General features: G+C 47.1%; 20 protein-coding genes and 1 tRNA gene. 8 read left to right on the forward strand and 13 right to left on the reverse strand.

Features of this window, described 5'->3' with window-relative positions; translation table 11 throughout:
* Positions 1 to 682: Fe(II)-2OG oxygenase family protein (locus VM802_RS28990; RefSeq protein ID WP_524537106.1), on the reverse strand; the 682-nt coding region annotated here is incomplete at its 3' end.
* A gap of 348 nt (positions 683 to 1030) precedes the next feature.
* Positions 1031 to 2155 carry a Fic family protein gene (locus VM802_RS28995; RefSeq protein ID WP_325537400.1) on the reverse strand — a complete coding sequence of 375 codons (1125 nt, stop codon included), beginning with the start codon at positions 2153 to 2155 and terminating at the stop codon, positions 1031 to 1033.
* A gap of 225 nt (positions 2156 to 2380) precedes the next feature.
* On the opposite strand from VM802_RS28995, the gene VM802_RS29000 reads away from it, so the two are divergent.
* Positions 2381 to 3424 carry a Fic family protein gene (locus VM802_RS29000; protein ID WP_325537402.1) on the forward strand — a complete coding sequence of 348 codons (1044 nt, stop codon included), beginning with the start codon at positions 2381 to 2383 and terminating at the stop codon, positions 3422 to 3424.
* A 116-nt stretch (positions 3425 to 3540) separates the two neighbouring features.
* Here the strand turns inward: VM802_RS29000 and VM802_RS29005 are convergent, their stop codons facing one another.
* On the reverse strand, positions 3541 to 4389 hold the full coding sequence (locus VM802_RS29005) for a formylglycine-generating enzyme family protein (protein ID WP_325537404.1): 849 nt from the start codon (positions 4387 to 4389) through the stop codon (positions 3541 to 3543).
* Positions 4389 to 5135 (reverse strand): hypothetical protein, encoded by a 747-nt coding sequence (locus tag VM802_RS29010; protein WP_325537406.1) that lies wholly within the window; start codon positions 5133 to 5135, stop codon positions 4389 to 4391. The genes VM802_RS29005 and VM802_RS29010 overlap by 1 nt, the downstream gene beginning before the upstream one ends.
* A 144-nt stretch (positions 5136 to 5279) precedes the next feature.
* On the opposite strand from VM802_RS29010, the gene VM802_RS29015 reads away from it, so the two are divergent.
* Entirely contained in the window at positions 5280 to 6386 is a 1107-nt protein-coding gene (locus tag VM802_RS29015) for a serine hydrolase domain-containing protein (RefSeq protein ID WP_325537408.1), read from the forward strand.
* Between the two features lie 51 nt (positions 6387 to 6437).
* Here the strand turns inward: VM802_RS29015 and VM802_RS29020 are convergent, their stop codons facing one another.
* Both VM802_RS29020 and VM802_RS29025 read right to left on the reverse strand, forming a co-directional pair.
* Entirely contained in the window at positions 6438 to 6956 is a 519-nt protein-coding gene (locus VM802_RS29020; protein ID WP_325537410.1) for a hypothetical protein, read from the reverse strand.
* Positions 6957 to 7264: 308 nt separating this feature from the next.
* The gene (locus VM802_RS29025) at positions 7265 to 8365 is read right to left on the reverse strand and encodes an alkene reductase (RefSeq protein WP_325537412.1); all 1101 of its coding nucleotides are present in this window, start codon (positions 8363 to 8365) and stop codon (positions 7265 to 7267) included.
* A 157-nt stretch (positions 8366 to 8522) separates the two neighbouring features.
* On the opposite strand from VM802_RS29025, the gene VM802_RS29030 reads away from it, so the two are divergent.
* Positions 8523 to 9290, forward strand: a complete 768-nt coding sequence (locus tag VM802_RS29030; protein WP_325537415.1) for a type 1 glutamine amidotransferase domain-containing protein — start codon at positions 8523 to 8525, stop codon at positions 9288 to 9290.
* 56 nt (positions 9291 to 9346) lie between these two features.
* Here VM802_RS29030 and VM802_RS29035 read toward each other — a convergent pair whose 3' ends face one another.
* Genes VM802_RS29035 through VM802_RS29050 form a run of 4 tightly spaced genes read right to left on the reverse strand, consistent with a single transcriptional unit; the run spans position 9347 to position 12072 of the window.
* A complete protein-coding gene (locus VM802_RS29035) occupies positions 9347 to 9913 on the reverse strand; it encodes a Crp/Fnr family transcriptional regulator (protein ID WP_325537417.1) in 567 nt (188 codons plus the stop codon).
* Positions 9914 to 9955: 42 nt separating this feature from the next.
* Entirely contained in the window at positions 9956 to 10675 is a 720-nt protein-coding gene (locus VM802_RS29040; protein WP_325537419.1) for a Crp/Fnr family transcriptional regulator, read from the reverse strand.
* Between the two features lie 48 nt (positions 10676 to 10723).
* Entirely contained in the window at positions 10724 to 11455 is a 732-nt protein-coding gene (locus VM802_RS29045) for a YoaK family protein (protein WP_325537421.1), read from the reverse strand.
* A gap of 20 nt (positions 11456 to 11475) precedes the next feature.
* Positions 11476 to 12072 carry a class I SAM-dependent methyltransferase gene (locus tag VM802_RS29050; RefSeq protein WP_325537423.1) on the reverse strand — a complete coding sequence of 199 codons (597 nt, stop codon included), beginning with the start codon at positions 12070 to 12072 and terminating at the stop codon, positions 11476 to 11478.
* A gap of 150 nt (positions 12073 to 12222) precedes the next feature.
* On the opposite strand from VM802_RS29050, the gene VM802_RS29055 reads away from it, so the two are divergent.
* Entirely contained in the window at positions 12223 to 14232 is a 2010-nt protein-coding gene (locus VM802_RS29055; protein ID WP_325537425.1) for a hypothetical protein, read from the forward strand.
* 6 nt (positions 14233 to 14238) lie between these two features.
* On the opposite strand, the gene VM802_RS29060 is transcribed toward VM802_RS29055, so the two are convergent.
* The gene (locus VM802_RS29060; protein WP_325537427.1) at positions 14239 to 15354 is read right to left on the reverse strand and encodes a suppressor of fused domain protein; all 1116 of its coding nucleotides are present in this window, start codon (positions 15352 to 15354) and stop codon (positions 14239 to 14241) included.
* Positions 15355 to 15616: 262 nt separating this feature from the next.
* Here VM802_RS29060 and VM802_RS29065 point away from each other — a divergent pair, with 262 nt between their 5' ends.
* The 4 genes from VM802_RS29065 (at position 15617) to VM802_RS29080 (ending at position 19134) form a co-directional block, all read left to right on the forward strand.
* On the forward strand, positions 15617 to 16540 hold the full coding sequence (locus tag VM802_RS29065; RefSeq protein ID WP_325537429.1) for a family 2A encapsulin nanocompartment shell protein: 924 nt from the start codon (positions 15617 to 15619) through the stop codon (positions 16538 to 16540).
* Complete coding sequence (locus VM802_RS29070; protein ID WP_325537431.1) at positions 16527 to 18212, forward strand: family 2A encapsulin nanocompartment cargo protein cysteine desulfurase; 1686 nt, start codon at positions 16527 to 16529, stop codon at positions 18210 to 18212. Before VM802_RS29065 ends, VM802_RS29070 begins: the two co-directional genes overlap by 14 nt.
* Positions 18213 to 18404: 192 nt before the next feature.
* A tRNA-Met gene (locus VM802_RS29075) sits at positions 18405 to 18476 on the forward strand.
* Between the two features lie 193 nt (positions 18477 to 18669).
* Entirely contained in the window at positions 18670 to 19134 is a 465-nt protein-coding gene (locus VM802_RS29080) for a group II truncated hemoglobin (protein WP_325537433.1), read from the forward strand.
* Between the two features lie 68 nt (positions 19135 to 19202).
* Here the strand turns inward: VM802_RS29080 and VM802_RS29085 are convergent, their stop codons facing one another.
* The gene (locus VM802_RS29085) at positions 19203 to 21665 is read right to left on the reverse strand and encodes a BamB-related PQQ repeat family beta-propellar protein (protein WP_325537435.1); all 2463 of its coding nucleotides are present in this window, start codon (positions 21663 to 21665) and stop codon (positions 19203 to 19205) included.
* Between the two features lie 69 nt (positions 21666 to 21734).
* Positions 21735 to 23522 carry a RagB/SusD family nutrient uptake outer membrane protein gene (locus VM802_RS29090; protein ID WP_325537437.1) on the reverse strand — a complete coding sequence of 596 codons (1788 nt, stop codon included), beginning with the start codon at positions 23520 to 23522 and terminating at the stop codon, positions 21735 to 21737.
* Between the last annotated feature and the right edge of the window lie 5 nt (positions 23523 to 23527).

Here is a 23527-nt window from a genome sequence, read left to right on the forward strand (position 1 = left end):
GGCACTTATAAATAGGGTCTAAAAGTTTTCGCATAGCCGGCGACATCGCGCCATGCGAACGGATAGAATACAACATTGAGGGCACTTGCTCTTCGTTGCGGAGGTACATGAAACTCAGAAAGTCCGCTGCATTGAACAGGAAGGCATCCTCTGTATGTACAAACAATTCTGTTTTTGAACCGGAACCCGTCTGCGAATAAGCCATATTCTCATCCGGAATGATAGCATGCAGAAGGCCGCCGCCTTTGCGTTGTGCAAAGTACTCCACCGGTTTGGAAGGTACCGCTCCATGTAAAAGCGAAGAGATAAAACCATATTCAACAACACGCGCAGCATCCAGGTCCCGCCAGTTAGACGGCGTTGGGCCCAGTTCTTCCTGATCTACCTCCACAAGCCCTTTCAGCACAATAGCACCGTACTGTTGCAGGGAAAAGTCGCTGCCCAGGTTGCTCAGCGTCCTCGCAATGCGTTCCGGTAATATCTTATATGCGTTGAGATGCAGCATGCTGACATACTCCGGGTTGTCGCAGCTACCATAAACTTTTTTCAGTGTTCTCCCGATCTCTGTGATCGCACGGCTTTCAGACCTGGTTACCTCTACTATGACTGGCGCCATCGGAGGATTAAGTGCTGCTCGTATATTCAAAGCCTGGGAAGCTTCTGTCAGGACTTCAGTTTTCATTTGCTGATAGTTAAAGATGAATGAATGAATCAGATGGGCATAATAAACCCATTGCCGCGTCACATAACAAAAGACAACGACGCTACAGTGAATTGATCAGATCCACATTTGTATAAATGAAACAGGAAGTTGATGATCAGTAGACGCATGTCCGGAATAAACGCACGCGCTATTCCGACAGGATAACTGAACTGGGTTTTAAGTATTCTTACGGCGGAGTATGTAAGAAGACATTAATTTCGATGTGGAAGCAAAATTATCAGAAAGAGGGTTCCGTCACTACTCGAAATGGGAAATTAATTTATAGATTACGGAAATAGCAGCAGGGGTATGGGATACAATGGTTTTCTATTTTTTGAAGAATGCTTCGTTGATACTATATGCGGTACTTCTTCCTCCGCCAGGTTCTTTATTCAGTATCTCACGGTTCACGAGGTCTTGTATATCGCGCGTTGCAGTGTCCTGAGAACATCTTGCAATTTTCGTCCATTTGGATGATGTTAACTTCCCGTCAAAACCATCCAGTAATTTATTCAATACTTTTTTCTGTCTGTCATTGAGCGATTGAGTCACAGGGTTTTCCCCAAACCTGGCTTTTCGTATAACCGCCACAAGTGTCTGATCTACGGTGCCTATTGCTTTGTCGAGGCATTCAAGAAACCATTGGAGCCATTCTGTGATATTAAGAGAACCTTTCTGTGTGTGCTCCAGTATTTCGTAATAGGCTTTACGCTCAGTCCTTATTTGGGCAGACATGCTGTAAAAGCGCCTGGTACTCTGATCTGCGCGGGCCAGTTGCATATCTGTTATAGCTCTGGCTATCCGGCCATTACCATCATCAAAAGGATGTATCGTTATAAACCAGAGATGCGCAATAGCAGCTTTGAGCACTGGGTCAATTTGAGATGCTGTATTGAACCAGTCTTTAAACTGCTTCATTTCATTATCTACCTTATCAGCATCAGGCGCCTGAAAATGTATTTTCCTTCTTCCCATAGCACCGGATATAACCTGCATAGGATCATCCTTGTCGTTATCTCTCCATTTACCTACCGCTATCTTGTACATACCGCTATAGCCCGTAGGAAACAAAGCTGCATGCCATCCGGACAAACGTTTCTTAGTAAGGGAGATTTCATAACGCTGGGTGGCATCCAGCATCATTTCTACCACACCATCCACATACCTGTCTGCTGGCGCCAACCCTGCCAGATCCATACCCAGATGACGGGCTATCGATGACCTCACCTGGTCAGGATTGAGTATTTCACCTTCAATTTCGCTGGATTTTATAACGTCAAGTGTGAGTGTACGTAGGGTTGCTTCTTCCTGTAGATTAAATCCCAGTACTTCCATCCTTCCCAATAACCGGCCCTGACGATGCCGTACGCTTGCCAGTAAAGGAGTGATTATATCTGCATCCCACCGAAAATGCGGCCACTGCTTCAATTGATATATATCTCCTTTACTCATCTCACTAATTTGAAGTGAATATAGGGCTTATTTCGCAAAGCCGGCATTTATTCTCCGCATTTTTGCGGAGAATAATTATATTAATCTCCGCAAATCATTACATCCCTAATCCAGAATGAGCCACAAATTATTGAGCTATATTTTTAATTGTAGCTCAACAAAACCTTAAATGTAGCTCAAAAAGATACTATTTTGAGCTACATTTGACATTAAAATGAGCTACAAATGAAGTTTGATTTAATAGAGAAGGAAATACTGGAGCGCGTTAAAGCCAATCCTTTACTTTCCTCTAAAGAAATATACGATGAGCTCAAATTAGAAATCGGGTATGCAACAGTTAAGCGAGTTTTAAATCAGCTTATTGCCGAGGAGCTTATAACCATCAAAGGGAAAGGGAAAGCTACGAAATATTTAATAAGCCCATACTATGAATTACTATATCCAGTTGACATGGATAGATACTTCGCGGAAGAGCAGGACGAGAGAAAGATTAAGGGCAATTTTAATTTATCCCTCATTACAGATGTACTTAAAAACGTTAACCTGTTTACAAAAAGGGAGCAGGAAATACTTCGGGCACTTCATGTAAAATTTAAAGGAAATATTGCGGAGTTATCTGTGACTGAATACAATAAGGAGCAAGAACGGCTTGCTATTGACCTCAGCTGGAAATCATCACAGATTGAAGGGAACACCTATTCCCTTTTAGAAACGGAACGTTTGCTAAAAGAAAAAGAAACAGCTGAAGGTAAACCGAAAGACGATGCCGTTATGTTACTAAACCATAAGGAGGCATTGAATTTTATTATTGCCAACCCTGACTATGTTGTACCGCTAACTGTTCGTGGAATAGAAGATATTCACAGTATTCTTATTAAGGACTTAGGCGTTGATCGGAATATCCGACAAAGGAGGGTAGGCATATCAGGAACAAACTATAGCCCCTTAGATAATGAACATCAGATCATGGACGCCTTAAACGATATGTGTTCTTTAATCAACGATAAAGAAGATATATTTGAAAAGTCTTTACTGGCTCTTGTACTGTTATCATATATACAAGCATTTGCAGATGGTAATAAAAGGACAGCACGTATCATAAGTAATGCTATATTAATTGCTAATCAATATTGCCCACTATCATTTCGGACAGTTGATTCTATTGAATATAAGAAGGCTATGTTAATATTCTATGAACAAAATAATATTAGTGCCTTTAAAGAAATATTCATAGGACAATACGAATTTGCGGTAAATACTTATTTCTAGCTAGTAGATCGTTGGAACTGGTAATTTACTTCCCATTACAGAAACAAATAGTATACATATAACAGACTTCAGCTCCCGAAGGGGTATTGAACAAACAATTATAAATTTAAGTACTTCTAATCCTGCAACATTACTTTCACCACTCTGAAACCCTGATTACTAAAGGATGCGCGTGGACTCACCCTTCCTATATCCACAGAATTAAAAAAGTGACAGGAATTCTTACTGCACCACCACGATCCTCCACGTGCATGGGCAGTTCTGCGGCCGGCAGCATCTGTAGCGAGGCGGCCTTCGCAGAATTCAAATACATTACCGTACATATCGTAAAGGCCCCAGGCATTAGGTTTAAAACTGGCTACCGGTGCGGTGTACATATAGCCGTCGCTGGTGTCTGCCTGCAGGTGATTGCGGCCGTGCCATACATTGGCGTAAGTTCCTATCTTATCTATTGCGCTGCCCCAGAAATAGGTAGTAGTAGCACCGGCGCGGGAAGCAATCTCCCATTCATCCAGTGTGGGGAGTCTTACCTTTGCCCAGGTACAGTATTCCTGGGCATCGTGATAGCTGATGGTAGTAACAGGATGATTCATTTTGGCTTCAATGCCGCCACGGGATATGCCGTTGGGGTAACGCCAGTTGGCGGTGCTGTCTTCCTTCCATTCAAATTCCGCTAACCCGGGCGTGAAAACCAGCGCATTCTTAAACCGCTCTGCATCCGTAACATAACCTGTTGCCTGTACAAATACCTGGAATGCAACGTTGGTAAGCTCAGTAGTCGCAATATAAAAACTGTCTGTTTTCAGCTGGCGCTGTGGATTAAGCAGATGTCCTTTCTGGCCGATGGTATACGTACCGGCAGGGATCAGCACGAAGCGCTCCACGGATTGCCCGTGGGCGATCCCTGCCGGCAACAGCCATAAAACGGCCAGGTAACGTTTATGTATATACGTTAACAGGTGCATTAGCGGGCGTTTTTGTAAAAATCAGTAGCACGCTGTATGATCAGCTCTTCATTGGCCTTATTGAAATCGAGATAAGCACGGTAGTTGGACTCATCGCCATTCGGTTTATCGCTATATAGTTTGCGGAAGGAAACTGACGACATAAACGGCTTGTATTCATTGTCTTTCATCAACAGCATCAGTACCGTAAGAATATCATGATCTTTTTTATCGATATTGTAGGTATCAATCAAAAACGGAATCATCTCTTTTCCATTGATCTGCACAATAGCGGATTTATAATTCACACCCATCCTCTTACTGCGGTTCACAGATTCTTTGATGAGTCCCATTACAGAGTCGCGGTTGCTTTGCAGGAACTTAACCTGGCGCTCGCTCCAGCTGTATTCATCAAAGTCGTCGGGCAGGAAGCCGAAGATCTTCTTATGCTCCTCCTGCAGGGGCGGCATGGCATCACAATTCTGGCTGAAACTTTCCGGGTTAATCATGTGATAGGTGAATTTCTCACGCAGCGAAAGCGACATATAATCTTTATTAGACAACTTCAGCTGATCAGTTTCATCGAAACCGGTTTTGTTGATAAGCGCTTTTACTTTCGCAAGTCCATAGGGAGGCGCCGTTTCTTTTATACGATACTGATGGTAAGCCTGACTTTCTTTACTGGCTTCTTTCCATTGGGTTTCTTCTTCCTGTGCAAAAAGGGAAAGGGAACTAAACAAGGTGACAGTGAGAAATAAGTATTTCATTGATATAAATATTTGCCGGCAAAATTAATCTTTAATTATTGATGACGGCATAACTCTTTCATCTGTACATAGGGGAAAACAGGTTCATAACCGTCGTATGCAGAGGCCTCCAACTACTATCCATAAACACAAAATCTTCACAACATGAAATATCTGTTTTTAATCATGCTTATTTCGTTATGCGCGTGCAGATCTAACGACAATAATCCTCAGCCATCAGGTGAAATACCTGTCAGCACACTTAAAGAGGCCCGCATCGACGAAAATAAAATTGCTACACTGCAAAAAGAAATCAGCAGCGGTAAATATAATATCCACAGCATACTGCTGTTGCGTCACAACAAGCTGGCATACGAACATTATTTCCCGGGAGAAGATGCCGTTTTCCCGCTGCTGCCGGTAGGCAGGGTGGAGCATGCCCATGACAGCCTGCACGATTGCATGAGCGTTACTAAAAGCGTGGTATCTGCTTGCATCGGCATGGCCATCGCCGAAGGAAAGATTAAAAGCATCAACGACAATATCTTCAATTACCTGACCGGATACGAAAAATATCAGACAGGTACTAAGAAAGATCTTACTATCCGCCATCTGCTCATGATGAGCTCCGGCCTGGAATGGCATGAGGATGTTGATTATAGAGATCCGGGGAACAGTGAGCGGCAAATGTCGGAACGATCTGATGTAGTTGACTTTGTACTCAGCTATAACCAGGTGGCCGCACCGGGTTCCACCTGGAGCTACAGCGGTGGTTGTACCATGCTGCTCTCTAAAATACTGCAACGGGCTACCGGAGAAAGAATCGATTCCTTTGCCCGTAGACGTATATTTGAACCGCTGGGCATCAGCAAATTCAACTGGGCTGTAAGAGAAGACGGCACCGTATGGGCGACTTCGGGGCTGCGGCTTCGCTCCATCGATATGGCAAAATTTGGTATGCTCTACATGAACAAAGGCCGCTGGAACAATCAGCAACTGATCCCCGTCAGCTGGGTACTCGAATCAACAAAGTGGCAGATCAATACAGACGATCCCATCGCCCAGGGTTATGGCTATCAGTTCTGGTGCGCCAGACCCACTATCGGCCAACCCGTGGATGTAGTGATGGCCGTTGGTTTCGGCGGACAACGCATCTGCCTCATTCCGTCTCTCGATGTTGAAATTGTAATGACAGCAGGCAATTACAATGAGCTCAGTGATACTTCTGATAAACTATTGGAACAATATATCTTCCCTGCCATTCAACCGTGATAGAAAATGAATAGCGCTGACCCAAAAGTAAAGGAATGCTTTTGGGTCAGCCTAAGTATCATCTATTTGCCGGATACAGGCAGATCTGTTATATAAATGCCCACGCACATATTTATGCCCGATTCGTCTTTTTCTGCGATCAGAAAAGGCCGCCTTATTGCCAGATTGCCATATAACAGGCGCCTCACTTCGACGCACAACAGGCTCACCTACAGGCTTTACAGCCCTCACAGGCCGGCATATTTCCATCAGTTCTGTAATGACAAGGTCAGGGTGTTTACCTGCCCTTAATGAAAGCAACGCCTTACCGGTCAACTGACGGTACAGCGCATGTTTTTTATGTTGCTGAGGTAACTGACGGTATACGCCGGAAGCCATCTTTGACGCTGTTGCCAGCAGCCCGGCATTTTCCATCGTTCTGCGGAAAGCGGGATCTTTCTTCACCCTTTTGCCCGTGAGAGAACTTTTAAGGCGAATATAATAGCTCCCATACATCTCGTAGATGCAAAGATGCTGAATAGTACCCATAAACGGCGGCTTAACGCCTGCACCTAAATCTATCTTTGCCATGGGATAAGGGTTTAAACAACAATGCTTTACCTAAATTTACCACTATCGTCTAAAAGCGCCAAGTTTTTAACATCATGCTTTCTCAGGCTTCTCATTCGATTCTCATAGGCATTAAAAGCGCATAAGGAACGAAGGGTTAACTTCCAGGCATCCCCCAGTCATCCCCCAGGCAAAGCCCACCCAAAGCCCTGTTAAAAGCGCACTCTAATAATTTCATCTAGTATCTCAATTACACCACGTTCCTTCCATCTTGACAAAGAAAAAGGCTGACTAAACAGGTCAGCCCCATACGCCTATCTTCCCTCTTATTAATCCGCAAAGGCATAATCTGTATATCCCACATGCGTACCCCCGAAGTAAGTATTGGGGTTGCCCTGTGCCAGCGGCAGATGCTGTTGCAGCCGGTGAGGCAGATCCGGATTGGCGATGAAGGGTCTGCCAAAACCGATCATGTCTGTCCAACCCTGTTGCAGCGCTTCTTCTGCACGCTCTTTGGTATACTTGCCCGCATAGATGAAAGTGCCGGAGAAAGCGGCTCTCAGCACCTGTTTGAAAGACAATGGCATGTGAGGCGCATCATCCCAGTCAGCTTCAGCTATGTGGATGTAGGCAACGCCAATATCATCCAGGAGCCGCGCAGCGGCCACGTAAGTTTCTTCCGGGTTGGCGTCTACTGCACCCTGTTGTGTGGTGAGCGGGGCTAACCTTACGCCTATACGATCTTTCCCGGTTACAGCCGTAACTGCAGTTACCACTTCCTTCAAAAAGCGAAGCCTGTTTTCCAGCGATCCGCCATATTCATCTGTGCGGTTGTTAGCACCGGAATCAATGAACTGATTGATAAGGTAACCATTGGCGCCGTGCAGCTCTACTCCATCGAAACCTGCATCCAGTGCATTCTGTGCGGCATAGGCATAATCATCTACAATATCTTTTATCTCTGCCACAGACAAAGCCCTTGGCATAGAATGCTGTACCATAACACCACCACCATGCTCAGGACTATTACCTTCCGGAGCTATAAATACCTTCACACCTTCCGCCAGCAATGCAGATGATGACACCGGTGGGCGACCACCTTCCTGCAGAGAAGTATGCGATACCCTGCCCACATGCCACAGCTGCGCAAATATCTTCCCTCCTGCCTCGTGCACCGCCCGGGTCACCTTCTTCCATCCCGCTACCTGCTCCGGTGTATAGATGCCCGGCGTCCATGCATAGCCCTTTCCCTGACGGCTGATCTGTGTGCCTTCAGAGATAATCAGCCCCGCTGATGCACGCTGGCTGTAATAAGTAGCCATCAGGTCTGTCGCCACATCGCCGTGTGTTGATCTTGCGCGTGTCATCGGCGGCATAACGATCCTGTTCTTTGTTTCAATCTTTCCGATTGTATGTTTCGAAAATAACATGTCCGTATTTTTTATGTACACAAAGTTCCCGCTACTACGCTCCTTACTAAAGGATACATGTCACTAAATAAACGTGATCTATGTCACAACCAGAAAGTGACCCATGTCCTTACGCCACATGCATTCATTCATCAACTTTGTTGGAGAAAATCATCATATGAAAAGGATATTCTCCATTATCGCCGCAGGCATCATCACGATCGTCTGCACCAGCGGAACCAAAGCACAAAACAAAAAATCAGCAATCATGAAAAAAGTATTGTTCGTTGTAACCAGTCACAATGTAAAAGGCAGCACTGGCGAGCCTACCGGCTTTTACCTGTCTGAAGCCTCTCACCCCTGGGAAGTACTGAAAAATGCAGGTTATGAAATGGACTTTGTAAGCCCACAGGGCGGCAAAGCCCCGGTAGATGGTTTTGATCTCACCGACAAAGTGAATAAGGAATTCTGGGAAGATAAAACCTATCATGCCAAAATTGAAAACACACTGAACCCTTCGCAGGTACACCCGGATGATTATGCCGCCATCTTCTATGCCGGCGGACACGGAGCAGTATGGGACTTCCCCGAGAATAAAGAATTGGCAGGCATTGCAGCTAAGATCTATGAAAATGGCGGCATAGTAAGTGCCGTATGCCACGGCCCGGCCGGACTGGTGAACATAAAACTGAGCAATGGGAAATATCTTGTTGATGGGAAAAAGATCAACAGCTTCACTAACGAAGAAGAAGTACAGGTAAAGCTGGACAAGGTGGTGCCCTTTCTGCTGGAGGATAAGCTGAAAGAAAGAGGTGCCCGCTTTGAGAAGTCAGGTTTATGGCAGCAGCATGTAACCAGTGACCAACGCGTAGTTACTGGTCAGAACCCGCAATCAGCCAAAGCAGTGGGCGAAGCCCTGCTGGCTGCGCTTCATCAAAACAAGTAGTATTAGATCATCCATATATCCGTTGCTGTTATAGCGGCAACGGATATTTCATTTCATCAGCTCTTATTCAGTCTGCTCAGCGTTTCCCTGGATACGCCCAGGTAGGAAGCAATCAGCGTCTTCGGAACCCGTTGGAACAGCTGCGGGTATTGCTGTAGCAACAGCTCATAGCGCTCTTTGGCAGTACTGCTCAGCAAAGACAAGACCCGTTGCTGCAATGCGATATAGCCGAAGAGCGTTTTCTTGCGGAAGAAATATTCCATCTTATGCAGATCGCGGCAAAGCCGCTCACGGCTCTCCATAGCCAGACACAGCATCTCGCAGTTCTCCAGTGCCACCACATTGATGGTAGCAGGCGTCTGCATCGCCAGGGCCTTGAAGTCTGAGATCCACCATTCTTCCAGTGCAAACTGTAATATATGATCCTTGCCTTCTTCGTCTGTCTTATAGGCTTTCAGACAGCCTTTCATCACAAAATACTCATCAAATACCAGGTCGCCCTCACGGATCAACGTATGGAACTTCCTTATCTTCTTCGGAATAAAATGTGATCTCACCTGCTCATATTCGCTGTCGGTAAGCGTTACAATCTGTTCTATGTGTTGCCGGAAAATATCAGTCATGATTACTGTAAGCCTTTGGGTCTTCAATATGCAGCAGCATTCTCACGGGAGGGCGTTGCTGTAGCCCGACAACCCGATCAGCCGTTTTACATCTGTGATAAAAATCTTTCTGCCCTGTGTGTGCAATATACCCGCCATCCTGAATTCTTTCAGGAAGCGCACAATGTTTTCGCTGCCCGTACCCACCATATTGGCAAGATCCGCTCTCGATATATTGATCGTAATCTCGCTGCCGGCCACTGTTTCGGCCTTAAACTTCTCCCTTAATACAATCAGGATAATGGCCAGTCTTTCCTTTACAGATCGCTGTGCAAATACAGAGATGCTGTTACTAAGCACTGCAAACTCGTGGCTCAGCGCTTTCAGCAGCCGCCGTGGCAACACCTGCGATTGCTCCACTACGTTCAGAAAATCTTCTCTGGGAATAAAGGTAATAGCGCATGCTTCCAGGGCGGCAGCAGAGTCAGTGTAGCGTTCTTCTGCCAGTACCGCATGATAGCCCAGCAATTCGCCGGTATTCGCTACATAGATGATCTGCTCTTTCCCTTCCTTATCTACCTTATACTTTTTTACTTTCCCTTTCTTAATAAAGAAAATACCCGATGCCACGGCGCCTTCACGGAAGATGCTTTCTCCTTTCTGGTAATGCTGTTCCAGCATATGGGCGTGCAGGCGCTCGTACTCGTCATCAGGAAGATTAGTGAGTATGGACTGTGATTTGAAGTTCCATTTATCAATAGGAAATAAGCCTGTCAAGCTCATAAAATGGCCATGTAACTGTGAACAAAACTGTACTAAAGGTAGAAAATATCAGGTATTTCCGGGCCTCATCTGCCGCAGCATACGGTAAAATCTTACCCGGAAGGTATCGTAAAAGATGGTAATAACCAGTATACCCGCGGGGAGATAGAAGGTTTGGTATTGGAGTTTCAGGAAAATGTATCCACCGAAAATACCACCGGTGAGAAAGAAGCAGATAATAACCAGACGAAGAATGATTTTCCGGTGGATAGAGCTTCTGTGCTGCAATGGCAGTGATACTACCGCATAAAGATCAATGCCGAGATCTGTGAACATGCCTGTAAGATGAGTGGTGCGCACCACAGAGCCCGAAATGGTTGATACCAGCGCATTCTGCATGCCCATTGCAAAAAGCAGGCTGCCGGCAAAATATTCTGTTTTGATAATGGAATGATCAAAAGTATGCCCGAACATCGCCACAAAAACCAATATAACAATCTCAATGATCAGCGGAAGCAAATAAGCATACTTCCTTCCCGGCGACAACCGTCCGATACAAAAGCTGGTAAAAAAGGCGCCACCCAGGAACAACAGCAACCAGAGTCCAACCATCCTGGCAACCCGGAAATCACCGGTGGCAAGCTTCTGTGCCAGCAGCGCTGCATGACCTGTTACATTGGTTGTCAATACCGAAAAAGCCAACAGGCCGGCAGCGTTTACCATACCCGCTGTGAGGCACAGTAACACTGCCAGTCGCAGGTTATGCTTATAGTTTCTCTTTCTTCCGGTATGACGCAGCATATAGTCTGACCAGGTGTAGGTTATCGTTTAATCCACATCTTCAGCATAAAATCCACTGAAGCATCCACCAGCTGATAACTGGGCGGCACCTCATCTTCGAGGCTGTGGAAAGTAACCAGCCGTGTTCCGCTGGGCTTATTATCCAGCGCTCTGGACAGGTATCGGGAATAATAGGTATATAAGCTCGTGGAATAGGCGATCTGCTTGTCAATATGTCCTTCGCTGGCAAGATTTTCAAAGAAGGCATTGTAAAAATAGAAGTGATCATATTCTTCCAGGTCAATCTGTGTGAAGTTGCCATGGATGAAATCCACATTCTGTGCACCTGTAGCTTCTCTGGCCGCCATGGCAAAATGATACAGCTCCCGGCGTTGCTCTATGCCACAAAAGCTGGCCTCCGGAAAATAATGCGCAGCTGTAAGACAGAACTTACCTACTCCGCTTCCAATGTCGAGTATCCGCGTGCCATTGCCTGAAACCAGGAACTGTGCTGCCCTCCGGGCTATTGACAACGGAGTCCAGTGCTGCCTTGATAATTGTTGTATACGCTCCGGGTATAGCCAGTCAAACGCAGCATCATTCAGATACCATCCTCTTCTCTCAGTAATTTTCTCCATGTATGGACCTTCGTAATAAACTACAAAGTTACGCCGGTATATCGCTCCGTTTGTTGATACTTTTCAATAGAAAAACTGAAAAATATCAATTTTAAAGCCGCATAATATTTTCTTTATCTTCACGCATAACTATTCCGAAGATCAAGACCGATGAGATATATTCTTTTATTGATTGCCATTGTTAGCCACTTTGTTTCAAATGCCCAGCAGCTACCTATTTCAAGCGTTTCACAAATTGCACAGTCACTTACTGACCAGCAGCTACTTACTCCTTACGGCAGGGATGAGCTGATCCGTTTTGCCCAAGGGGAACCGTTGCGCGCGTACGAAAACCTTGATACTGCAAAGCTATCGGGTTGCAAAATAAGTGTAATGATAGCTGAGTCGCTGGTAGATATGTTGCCGGGGTATACCAATCCTTCCAGGCAGCTGCTGGACGCTCTCACTGCTGCTGACCGCTACCCGCCTGATGAATATATAGAAAAACTGGCAGAAGAACGTTTTCTGCAGGAGCAGTTCCCTTGCACAAGAGACCTTTTTTCATTTATTGCCCATATTGCTTTCTTCTACAACGCCAATCGCGGCAGCGACTTGTCTTACGACAGCAGTAAAGCATTGCTGGTGAAGCGCTTCGGGAACTATTTCGGAAAAGCGATGATACCCTACCTTCAGGACAGCACTATCGAGTTTCACGTTGACCCTTTTACTGATACCCGTGAACAACAACAGGAAAGAGTGAATACCTGCAGGCCCTATCTGCAATGGCTATACGCTTTTCAAAAGAGTGGCCTCCTGCCTTCACTGGATCAGGCGATCACAGCATATTACAGTAACGGTGAAAATATTTACGGCAGCATTAGCTACACTGATATGGTGAGGCTGGCAGGCCTGCGCATCGCCTACCTGGATAAATACCCGTATTATAAAGAGCAGCAACTACGTATGCTGGACAGCCTCCAGGACGCTGGATTAATAGATGCTGCCGGGAAGGCGCAGATTATTGCCCGTTTCACGCCCAATACCTTACTTGCTTCTACAGACATATTCCCTTATTGCAGCACAGCTGTGCCGCTATGCTATGAAACGGATATAAAGCCATTCGACCTTATCCCCCGGGAAGATTACGGCCAGATAGATACCTCATCTCTCCGGTCATTCTACCAACTGGTCATGACCAAAGTGTCTCACGCACTGCTGCCAATAACTGTAACGGACATACGTACTCACAAGTTGCAGCCAGGTACAGACGGACAATATCCTTACCAGCGGGAGCTGGCGTTAGGCAGTTCTGCGAAGCTGCTGTCCGTAACGCTGAAGATCAACGACCGGATGTATAAGGAAGTGATAGATGAGAAGGAATTTGAATCCTGGATAAGGCCGGAAAATCTCCAGTTCCTGAACCATTTCCTGGAAGACCGCCACGACAACCGGCGCTTTTTCCTCATACCTTCCAGGATCTTCACTGGTCTTGAAAAGCAACAGGCCGATACAGTATACCTCGCGATGCTTACTGAAAAACAATGGCTGCTACTACAAACCCCCTATCTCTTTGAACGCGTGGAAGGCTGCTACAACGGTAGCCCCGGCGACTATGATAACGCCGTATATCCGGGGGACTATTATACAGTGCAGTCCCGCCTGAACAGGGAGCAGATAGATTCGTTCCTGACGCTTTGCCGTCAGCAGCGCATTATACAGGCCAGGGACACCGCATTCCAGCTCGCCGGCATCCGTGAGCAGAACCCGGTACTTTATCAGGATGTGTTGAAGTCCACCCCTTTCTTCTTCACCTCAGACAAACAAGCCAACAATATGCTGGCAAACGTGCAGCAAACGCTAAGAGCCTGCATCCCCGGGAATAAAATGTCTTTCAAAGAAATATCGTCTGCTGTTGACAAAGGCCGCATGGTATGGACATTTACATTTAACAACAAACCATACCGCTTCGTTGCCGGAGATGAACGGGTTATGTTTGATGAAGGAACACTGACAGATGCCATCAACAGGGCATTGACCGAAAATGGCCTTCCTTACAGGGTTTACGCACTACAAAGCAGTTACGAGTCAACGCTTGACGGAGAACGTTACCTGTTATTGAAACCAGCTGCTGCCAATGCACTGAAAGAAAAATACGGAAAGATATTCCATAAAGAAGAGTAGCCGTTGTTAACCGGCTACTACTTCGTCTCTTTGTTGTACAATATGATTGATACCGCTGTTGATCATTTTCTCCAGCAAATCATAACCTGCATTGGGCTTGTGATGTGCAAAGAAGCGTTCCTGCTGCGTAATGGGCTGCAGCCAGTAAAGATTCACGTCATCGCCGTAGAAGCTGGGCATCTCAATAACAGGTCCATTGTATACAGCTGACGAGAATATAATGCTTTCGTAGGGGGCTGGCAGTTCAGATGAACTGACCGTATGACCTTCCCCAAACCATGTAATTTGCGTCCACGGCCGGTCTGCTATACCAGACATTATTTCTGCAAACTTCATGATTTCCGCATCACTATAATCGTTCTTGTTCACGGCCATTGCCAGTTCCATCCTACGGAAGCCCGGCGCCTTGTCATTGTAGAGAATCTCTACCCAGGGCATCGGCCTGATCCCTACACCCATTGTGAGCAGGTATACGATATCGTCTTTCTCAAATTTGCCCAATGCCATAGGAGGCCATTGTCCTCCGTCGATGGAATAATACTGCTGTATTTTGCCGAACTGTGCTTCGTAGGCATTGATATATTGTTCCTGCAGTATGCTCCATGTCTGGCCGGCTTCGTTAGTCCATTCGTTCCAGAAGGCAGCTGCCTTCGCCACACGCCGGTGCAGTTGGTTTTTGCCGGGGGCGCCCAGCGGGAACATCGTGCCATCATCATCGGCGCCGGTGCAGTCAGCTGCATAGGCTACCGCACGTTCGTCTGAATACAGGGTCCATCCGGGAATGACGCCGAGCAGTGCACCATCGTACATTATAGCAGCGCCATCGCCTTCTTCCAGCCACACAATGGAAATGAGTTCGCGTTGTAGCGGTTCTTTTCCTTCGGGATGATTGCAGTATTTTGCTTCCAGCATAGGCGCCATGCCTTCTTTCATGGCAGCGGTATCCTTTTTTTCGGGCGCAGGTTGCAGGTTACGCAACCAGCACGGGCGCGGAGAATATTTACTGCTAAAAAGCTCTGAAGGATACAGATAAAAATAAGCCACTCTGTCATCCTGTTCCACCACCGCGTACATGGTACCGCGGTTGTTGGGTTGTTCTATCAGCATTACCGGATCTGTCATAATATTTTTGAATTTAGGTATTTTGTGATGTAGGAATTTTAATGCAGCGAAGATAAATCTGGAAATATAGATTGAATCATGATGACTCATTTTCGCCGCATAAAATTCCTACATCACAAAATACCTAAATTCCTAAATCACAAAAAAAGACTTAATTTAAATTATCATAGCACCTACCGATCGGCTGAGAGATATACCACCACATTCTCTTAAAGATTCAAGACTACAGCATTCATTACTCACATCAAAAACCGTCCCCATTATGGCTGAAAGCAAACAAAAGCCTAATCAGACAGCGCTCGGCGATGTAGCAGCGCGGCAACTCGCCATCGCCACCCGTACAGTGCCGCAAATGTCCACCATTAGCCCAAGGTGGTTGACCCGCTTGTTAAGTTGGATTCCCGTTGAGTCAGGTGTTTATCGTCTCAACAAAGTAAGAGATGAAAGTAATGTCGCCGTAGATTGTTCTGCCAGAGATGAAAGAGAACTACCGCAAACCTACGTGGACTACATTGAAAGTCCGCGCGAGTACAACCTCAGTGCAGTAAACACTGTACTGGACGTGCATACCCGCGTATCCGACCTCTACAGCAAACCGTATAACCAGATTAGCGAGCAGCTGAGGCTGATCATCGAAACCATTAAGGAACGTCAGGAAAGCGAACTTATTAACAACAAAGAATATGGACTGTTGCACAGTGTAGTACCTTCACAGCGCATCACGCCCCGGACCGGCGCCCCTACTCCTGATGATCTCGATGAGCTGATTACCAAAGTGTGGAAGGAACCAGGGTTCTTCCTGCTCCATCCTGCAACGGTAGCTGCTTTTGGCAGGGAATGCACACGCCGTGGCGTACCTCCTCCTACGGTATCGTTATTTGGTTCTCAGTTCCTGACCTGGCGCGGCATTCCACTGATTCCTTCAGACAAAGTGCCTATTGAGAATGGCAAGTCCAAGATTCTTTTATTACGTACCGGCGAAAGCAGGCAGGGCGTGGTGGGCCTTTATCAGCCTGATCTTCCGGGAGAACAATCTCCTGGCCTGTCCGTGCGTTTCATGGGCATCAACCACCAGGCCATCGCTTCTTACCTGGTATCGCTGTACTGCTCCCTTGCAGTATTAGTAGACGACGCTATTGCAGTACTTGATGATGTAGAAACAGGAAAGTATCATGAATACAAATAATTTTCAACCGGAAGGACTGCCGGATGAAGCAGCGCTGGAACACCTCGCCAATGAGTTGTTCCGCGCCATGCAGACCGGCAACAGCACTTCTGCGCCATCATATGCTCCCACTACGCCCACTGGCAACGGCGTATCACCGCAGCCTTACAATGGGCCTGCTCCCATCCGCGACCCTCTGCTGCAGCAAGGGAGTGTAACGGATGTAAGACAGGCGCCTACAAGCCTGCCTGATCCGCACTTCGCCGGCAGCGGCCTGGTACCCGCATCTGTGGCCGGTAGCGGCATATCACCTTCCGCAGCGCAACAACCGTATCCCGGCATCCGGGAAAGCAGCCTCGAACAGGAGTTGCAGAAAGCGCTGAAACAAATACACACACCGCTGTTCTCAGGCCAACTGCCCGGACAAAGCCCATCGTATTATTTCCTGGATCATTCCGCGCTCTCAGGTATCCCAACGCCGCCGCTGGATATAAACAGGATCAGGGCCGACTTTCCGATACTGCAGGAGCATGTGAACGGCAAACGGCTGATATGGCTCGATAATGCAGCAACTACACAAAAGCCCATACACGTTATTGATCGCATCAGCCATTTTTACAAACACGAAAATTCCAACATCCACCGTGCAGCACACGAGCTGGCAGCGCGTGCTACAGATGCCTACGAAGATGCCCGTGAAAAAGTACGCGCTTTCCTCAACGCATCTTCCGTCAACGAGATCATTTTTGTAAGAGGCGCTACCGAAGCCATCAACCTGGTGGCCAAAAGCTGGGGAGAGCAATTTCTGCAAAGCGGAGACGAGATAATCGTCAGCCATCTCGAGCATCATGCCAATATTGTTCCCTGGCAACAGCTGGCATCACAGAAAGGACTTTCCATCAAAGTGATACCTGTAGATGACGACGGACAAATCATCTTAGAAGAATATGCCAGGCTGCTCGGTCCCAAAACAAAGCTGGTGGCCTTTACACAAGTATCCAATGCACTGGGCACCATCACGCCCGCACAGCAGATAGTGGAAATGGCACACCAGGCTGGCGCTAAAGTATTAGTAGACGGTGCTCAGGCCGTATCTCATATGCGCTCAGACATGCAGTCGCTAAACCCTGACTGGTACGTATTTTCAGGGCACAAAGTATTTGGCCCCACCGGCATCGGAGTGCTCTATGGCAAGGAAGCTTTGCTTAATGAAACACGTCCCTGGCAGGGCGGCGGTAATATGATCAAAGATGTCACCTTTGAACATACCCAATACCAGCAAGCCCCCGCGCGCTTCGAAGCTGGCACCGGTAATATAGCTGACGCTGTTGGACTAGGCGCCGCCATCGACTATATAAATCATATAGGCATTGAGGTTATCCACCAGTATGAGCACTACCTGTTGCAATATGCAACCAGCCTGCTAAAAAATGTCCCGGGGCTGCGCCTTATCGGGACCGCGCCTGATAAGACGAGCGTGTTGTCCTTTGTAATGAAAGGACACTCCACAGAACAGGTAGGAAGTGCACTTAACCAGCAAGGTATTGCTGTGCGTTCAGGTCATCACTGCGCACAGCCTATTCTGCGCCGCTTCGGCGTGGAAAGCACCGTGCGCCCTTCACTGGCGTTTTATAATACCTGCAGTGATATTGACGCACTCGTGCAAACGCTCTACAGACTTGGATCTGTGTGATGGATTTGATGGCGTGGATAAACGAAGATAGAAATTGAAAGGGCTGTTTAGAAATCACTCTAAACAGCCCTTTCAATTTCTATCTTCAGTATCTTACTTCATCTTCGCTCACCAGAAAAATCAAAATAATCATAAAAAAATCACAGCTAAGATTTGGTGGTTTAATTTATTTACCTACATTTGCAACCTCATTGCGAGGTAGAGCAGAGGTAGCTCGTCGGGCTCATAACCCGAAGGTCAGTGGTTCGAATCCGCTCCTCGCTACAAACAAAGAAGTCCTGGACATACGTTCAGGACTTCTTCATTATAAGCCATCGCAGAAAAGACAATATTTAAATTCTCTCAAAAAATACTAACTTCTCCCCGCTAACAATAGGTCACAATCAATCTTCTCTCATCACAACAATTACGGAAATCAATATCAGTCACAGTCCAAACATTCATTTAAATCACCGTTATGATTCCATCACTCTACACCTGGGCCGGTGGACAAGCAGCCCTGGAAAACCTAACAACAGTTTTTTATGCTAAAGTGCTGAAAGACGAGCTCCTGTATCCCGTGTTTAAGAACATGAGCAGCGAGCACACGCGGCATGTAGCACATTTCATCGGAGAAGTTTTCGGCGGCCCCAAAACCTATACGGAGGAAGATAAAGGCAGTCACGCTAAAATGGTAGCGCACCATTTAGGAAAAGCCCTTACGGAAGCCCAGCGCAGGCAATGGATCAAATTGCTGCTCGACAGCGCCGACGAAGTAGGTCTCGCTGATGATCCGGAGTTCCGCTCTGCACTGGTAGGCTATCTTGAATGGGGTAGCAGGATAGCAGTGCTGAATTCCAACTCCACAGAAAATCCGGTGAAAGAAGATGAACCTATGCCAAAATGGGGATGGGGCGAGCCTGGCGGCCCTTATCAGCCGTAAATAGGATTTAGTTGTCAGGATTCAGCTGTTAGTAATCAAACTAAGAACTAAATCCTGACAACTAATCACTATATCACATAGGCGTTCACGTTACCCGAAAAGTCAGCTACATACAACATCCCGTTATATACCGCCATCTCTGCAAATACTGGTGCGCCAACATTTACACGCGACAATACTTTCCCGTCTTCTTTATCGAGTACATATACATATCCGTCTGAAGCGCCCACGAATATCCGGTTGCCGGCACAAAGCGGCGTGGACTCAATAGTTGCTGAGGATGGCGTTGTATAGGGCGCCGTATAGAATAAGGCTTCTCCCGGTACAAAGCGCCATGACAGTTGCTTCGACTGCTTGTTATATGCATACATCCCTTCAGAAGCTGTACAGATGATAATATGCTTATCTGTGACAAGCGGTGCAGTCATTGTTTTCTGCGCAGCCTCTGTTGCAATGCTGTCGATCGTTTTGCCGGTAGAAGGTTCGATAATGTGTAGTTTATTAATCCCATGAACGTACAGGCGGCCATCGTAGAAAGCAGGCGTACCACTGCGGAAACGGATACCTTCATCGCTGCGTTTCCATAACAGCTTACCAGTGGCGGCATCATGCGCAAACAGGTGATTCCAGTTAGAAGATGTTACCAGCAGGCCATTGCTGATGGTCATAGCTGCGGGGGTCCCCTCTCCGCCGGACCAGTCGCGGTTAGTCCATTTCACAGCGCCGGTGTGGATATCAAACGCCTGCAGATAGTTACCCGCACCAGTGTAATAAATACCCTGCTGTATAATACCCCCCGAATTGTAGGATGGTAAATCTTTCAATGCACCCTGGTGCTGCCAGCGGAGCTTACCGGTAGCGGCATCCAGCGCATAGGTCATACCTTCTGCATCGGTGGCCATCACAATGCCATCATTGTAGCTGATGCTATGCTTGATGGAATTGCCGGTGGAATACTGCCACAGTTTACGGCCAGTAGCGGCATCCAGCGCAGTGATAGCACAATGCCTGTTACCTTCATCGTCAATGGTAGCAGTGAATATCCTGCCGGCTACACAGATGGGAGACGATTTCCAGATATTACCACCTATGTTGGAAGACCAGGCCAGCCGCGGATCTTTCAATGCAGTATAATGAATCACCCCTGTGCGCTGCGCATTCTGCAATACTTCCGGCCACTCCTGCCCTGCTACCGCAAAAATCTTTGTTTTGGCAAGCGTAAATGTATCACGGCGGAAAAGGACCTTACCCGTACCAAGTGATGCCTCTACCGTTGACGTATACACGTTATTCTGCCAACCAGCCGGAACAGCGATGGCTGCGCTCCAGTTCCAGTCGGTGCGTGGTGCGAGCGACACTTGCTGCAGGCAGTTACCTTTCTTATCATACATGCTGAACAATACCGATTTTACAGGAGAACTGGTATGATAGGTATTCACACTCACCAGCATTTTATCCTGCTCAAAGGCGACACCGGCCGAGGATGGAGACACCTGCACAATATGATCAGATACATAGGTATAGCGGCGTTGTACAAACGAAACACCGTTTTTGTCCACCCCTATTGCATCGAAATTGGAGGCGGAGTTGTCGATACCTCCGTCAGGCGCAGGAGCAGAGCACAAAGAGCGGATACCACTGTTGCCATGCGTGCGGGCAAAGTTGATATGCCAGTGACCATATATCCAGGCTTTCAGATTGTGGTCGTTGAGCCGGATGCTGTCTCCCCTGCCGGTACGGATAGCAAAAAGGGTATCATAGGTAAGCAGATCGTGATTAAAGATGATAACTGGTTTAGCTGGATCCGTCTGTGCCAGGTCGTTCTTCAGCCAGCTGACAACATCGTCAGCTGTGTAAGATGGCTGATAATCTCCATAGCGCATAGGTGTTGCAATGAAGTGCGCAGGACCCGCCTCAAAGGAATAGAACACCGGGCCAAACAGCGATTCGTATAGCGCCTCCCCATAGGCGCCTTTCACGAGATCGTGATTACCAACACAGTAATATACCGGCACGCCCATCGTCTGGGTATTCACATGTTGTGCATGGAACTGTAATCCTTTCTCATAGCAAATATCACCGGTATGCACAATGAAATCGGCGTTCTCGTTGCGCGCATAATCTTTTGCTTCCGTGATCCAGTTATTGAACTGATGGGTTTCCGTATCAGTGAGACGAACAAATTTTGCAGTTGATGACGATGCACGTTTTACCGGTTGCAGACCGAAGTTATAGACATGAACGGCGGTATCTGTTTTGATGTAGAAGTTTTTTGTAAAACGGTAACCAGCCGGCGTCGTGATAAATATAAACCGGGCCTTTGCATGGCCCGGCAGGCGATAATCACCATTACGGTCTGTAACAGCCACCTGCAAACCATCAGACACCCGCACGCCGGCCTGTCCGTTCTCCCCGGTATCGCAAACACCATTGGCATTGTTGTCAATAAATACTTTACCGGAAAATCCCTGGGCTTTGGTCATGTGCGAAAAGAGAAGAGCCGTACACGTTAGCAGCAGTAATTTTTTCATAAAAAAATTTTGAAATAAAAAGTCTTACCCGGTTAAACCCCGGGTAAGACACCAGATATAATCAATACACTATTGTTTCCAGCCGTACAGTTGTTCCAGCTTAGGATTCAGCACGGTTTGCTGCAGCGGGATCGGACGGTAGTAATATTTAGGTTCGATAAACTCACGGCCATTGCGGTTAACAGTGAACATGATGTGACCGCTCGTTCCATTCTCAAGGTAGAAGTTATTCTCTTTACCATCTTTATCCGCCAGATAGAAACGGGACATTTTAGCCCTCACATCCGCCGGCAGTCCGGCGATGGAAGATGTATCGCTGGGATTGGGCAGGATAGCAATATCAGCGTTACCGTCGCCACTCATATCAATACCCCCAAATGCTGGCACATACATACCCTGTGGCATTGCCTTGAGGTTGGAACCGGCATACCATCTGTTCAGATCGTTCAGACGCAGACCTTCACAGGCCAGCTCTACCCGGCGCTCACGACGGATTTCCAGCAGCACGCCTTTATTAGGATTGTTGATGTTCTTATACTGTGCATCCAGGAAAGGATCTACAGCTATGCCCATAGCAAGAGCGGGCAGTTGTACACGGCTACGCAATTGGTTGACCGTATTGTCCAGATCAGTTTGCGTGATTGTTCCCAGCTCTGCTTTAGCTTCAGCCAGTGTCAGCAATACTTCCGCATAACGGTATACCGGCAATCCTGTATAGTTAGCTCCCCAGCCCTGGCGCTGCTTCGGATCGCGGGGATAGAACTTCAGCTGATCATAGCCCCCCAGGTTAGGTTTGGGAATGTACAGGTTAGCATCCTGATTAGTAGAGAATCCGGGATAGCTAACGGTTTCGGCTAAACGCGGATCGCGGTCTTTGAAAGTAGCTACGAAGTCCAGCTTATCCCAGTTAGGTACAGAAGAGAATGGTTTGCCATCTTTTGTCAGGTAGCTGTACACAAGGCTCTGACTGAGCGACCATGTCCAACCGAGTACAGAGTGCGTATCGTTACCTACACCCAGGCTCTGTGGATAATCTCGCCACTGGATGATCTCAGGATTACCTGCCAGTGTGGGGCCACAGAAAAGTGCGCGGTAGTCTTCACCACCTTTACCGGTAGAGTAGATGCGGTATTTACCACTGTTCATGATCTGCTCACAGGCCCATACAGCTTTGTTAAGCAGCGCATCCACATTCTGCTGAGGCGCTTCCGGATGGTATTTCCTGAAGGTGCCTTCAAACAGGCAGAATCGGGCCATCAGTGCCAGTGCAGTGTATTTGTTCACACGGGTACCGTTACCGGCATCTGCTTTAATGTTCTCCGCAGCGTAGCTCAGATCAGCCAACATGGAATCTGCCACATTGGCGCGTGGATCACGTGCTTTATACATAGATTGGTCTACATCACTCAGTGCTGTAGAGTACCAGGGCACATCACCATAAGTAGCTATTTTACTGAAATAGAATCTCGCACGGAAGTAGCGTGCAATACCAATATAGTGTTTAATAAGCGCTTCATCGCCCTGTGTTTTGCGAACGTTATCCAGCATGAAGTTCACACTGCGGAGCTGCGACCAGTTGTCCCAGCCACCTACCGTGGCAGGCGTAATGTTCTTTTGTACCAACAGTTCCATAGTACTACCAGGATAGTTCGAGATATTGTCGGAACTTTCATCATTGGTAGGTGCAGTTACCTGTTTGTCGTACAGGCTATTGATGTAAGTATCCAGGTCTTTCGGCGTATTAAAATAAGCTTCCGGAGAAATTTCCGTCTGCGGGTTGCGCTGCAGGAAATCCTTGTTACAGGAAGACACAACCGACCCCAGTGCGAGTAATATGAAGAGCTTCGTATTTTTCATGTTGC

The sequence above is a fragment of the Chitinophaga sp. genome, assembly GCF_035538455.1.
GTDB lineage: Bacteria > Bacteroidota > Bacteroidia > Chitinophagales > Chitinophagaceae > Chitinophaga.

What these genes read in the sequence shown, in the direction of transcription:
- VM802_RS29085 (WP_325537435.1), bottom strand. Translation starts at nt 21,665, where the DNA reads ATGAAAAAATTACTGCTGCTAACGTGTACGGCTCTTCTCTTTTCGCAC.
- VM802_RS29015 (WP_325537408.1), top strand. Translation starts at nt 5,280, where the DNA reads ATGAAATATCTGTTTTTAATCATGCTTATTTCGTTATGCGCGTGCAGA.
- VM802_RS29005 (WP_325537404.1), bottom strand. Translation starts at nt 4,389, where the DNA reads ATGCACCTGTTAACGTATATACATAAACGTTACCTGGCCGTTTTATGG.
- VM802_RS28995 (WP_325537400.1), bottom strand. Translation starts at nt 2,155, where the DNA reads ATGAGTAAAGGAGATATATATCAATTGAAGCAGTGGCCGCATTTTCGG.
- VM802_RS29035 (WP_325537417.1), bottom strand. Translation starts at nt 9,913, where the DNA reads ATGACTGATATTTTCCGGCAACACATAGAACAGATTGTAACGCTTACC.
- VM802_RS29055 (WP_325537425.1), top strand. Translation starts at nt 12,223, where the DNA reads ATGAGATATATTCTTTTATTGATTGCCATTGTTAGCCACTTTGTTTCA.
- VM802_RS29070 (WP_325537431.1), top strand. Translation starts at nt 16,527, where the DNA reads ATGAATACAAATAATTTTCAACCGGAAGGACTGCCGGATGAAGCAGCG.
- VM802_RS29000 (WP_325537402.1), top strand. Translation starts at nt 2,381, where the DNA reads ATGAAGTTTGATTTAATAGAGAAGGAAATACTGGAGCGCGTTAAAGCC.
- VM802_RS29025 (WP_325537412.1), bottom strand. Translation starts at nt 8,365, where the DNA reads ATGTTATTTTCGAAACATACAATCGGAAAGATTGAAACAAAGAACAGG.
- VM802_RS29060 (WP_325537427.1), bottom strand. Translation starts at nt 15,354, where the DNA reads ATGACAGATCCGGTAATGCTGATAGAACAACCCAACAACCGCGGTACC.
- VM802_RS29090 (WP_325537437.1), bottom strand. Translation starts at nt 23,522, where the DNA reads ATGAAAAATACGAAGCTCTTCATATTACTCGCACTGGGGTCGGTTGTG.
- VM802_RS29030 (WP_325537415.1), top strand. Translation starts at nt 8,523, where the DNA reads ATGAAAAGGATATTCTCCATTATCGCCGCAGGCATCATCACGATCGTC.
- VM802_RS29080 (WP_325537433.1), top strand. Translation starts at nt 18,670, where the DNA reads ATGATTCCATCACTCTACACCTGGGCCGGTGGACAAGCAGCCCTGGAA.
- VM802_RS29010 (WP_325537406.1), bottom strand. Translation starts at nt 5,135, where the DNA reads ATGAAATACTTATTTCTCACTGTCACCTTGTTTAGTTCCCTTTCCCTT.
- VM802_RS29020 (WP_325537410.1), bottom strand. Translation starts at nt 6,956, where the DNA reads ATGGCAAAGATAGATTTAGGTGCAGGCGTTAAGCCGCCGTTTATGGGT.
- VM802_RS29045 (WP_325537421.1), bottom strand. Translation starts at nt 11,455, where the DNA reads ATGCTGCGTCATACCGGAAGAAAGAGAAACTATAAGCATAACCTGCGA.
- VM802_RS29040 (WP_325537419.1), bottom strand. Translation starts at nt 10,675, where the DNA reads ATGAGCTTGACAGGCTTATTTCCTATTGATAAATGGAACTTCAAATCA.
- VM802_RS29065 (WP_325537429.1), top strand. Translation starts at nt 15,617, where the DNA reads ATGGCTGAAAGCAAACAAAAGCCTAATCAGACAGCGCTCGGCGATGTA.
- VM802_RS29050 (WP_325537423.1), bottom strand. Translation starts at nt 12,072, where the DNA reads ATGGAGAAAATTACTGAGAGAAGAGGATGGTATCTGAATGATGCTGCG.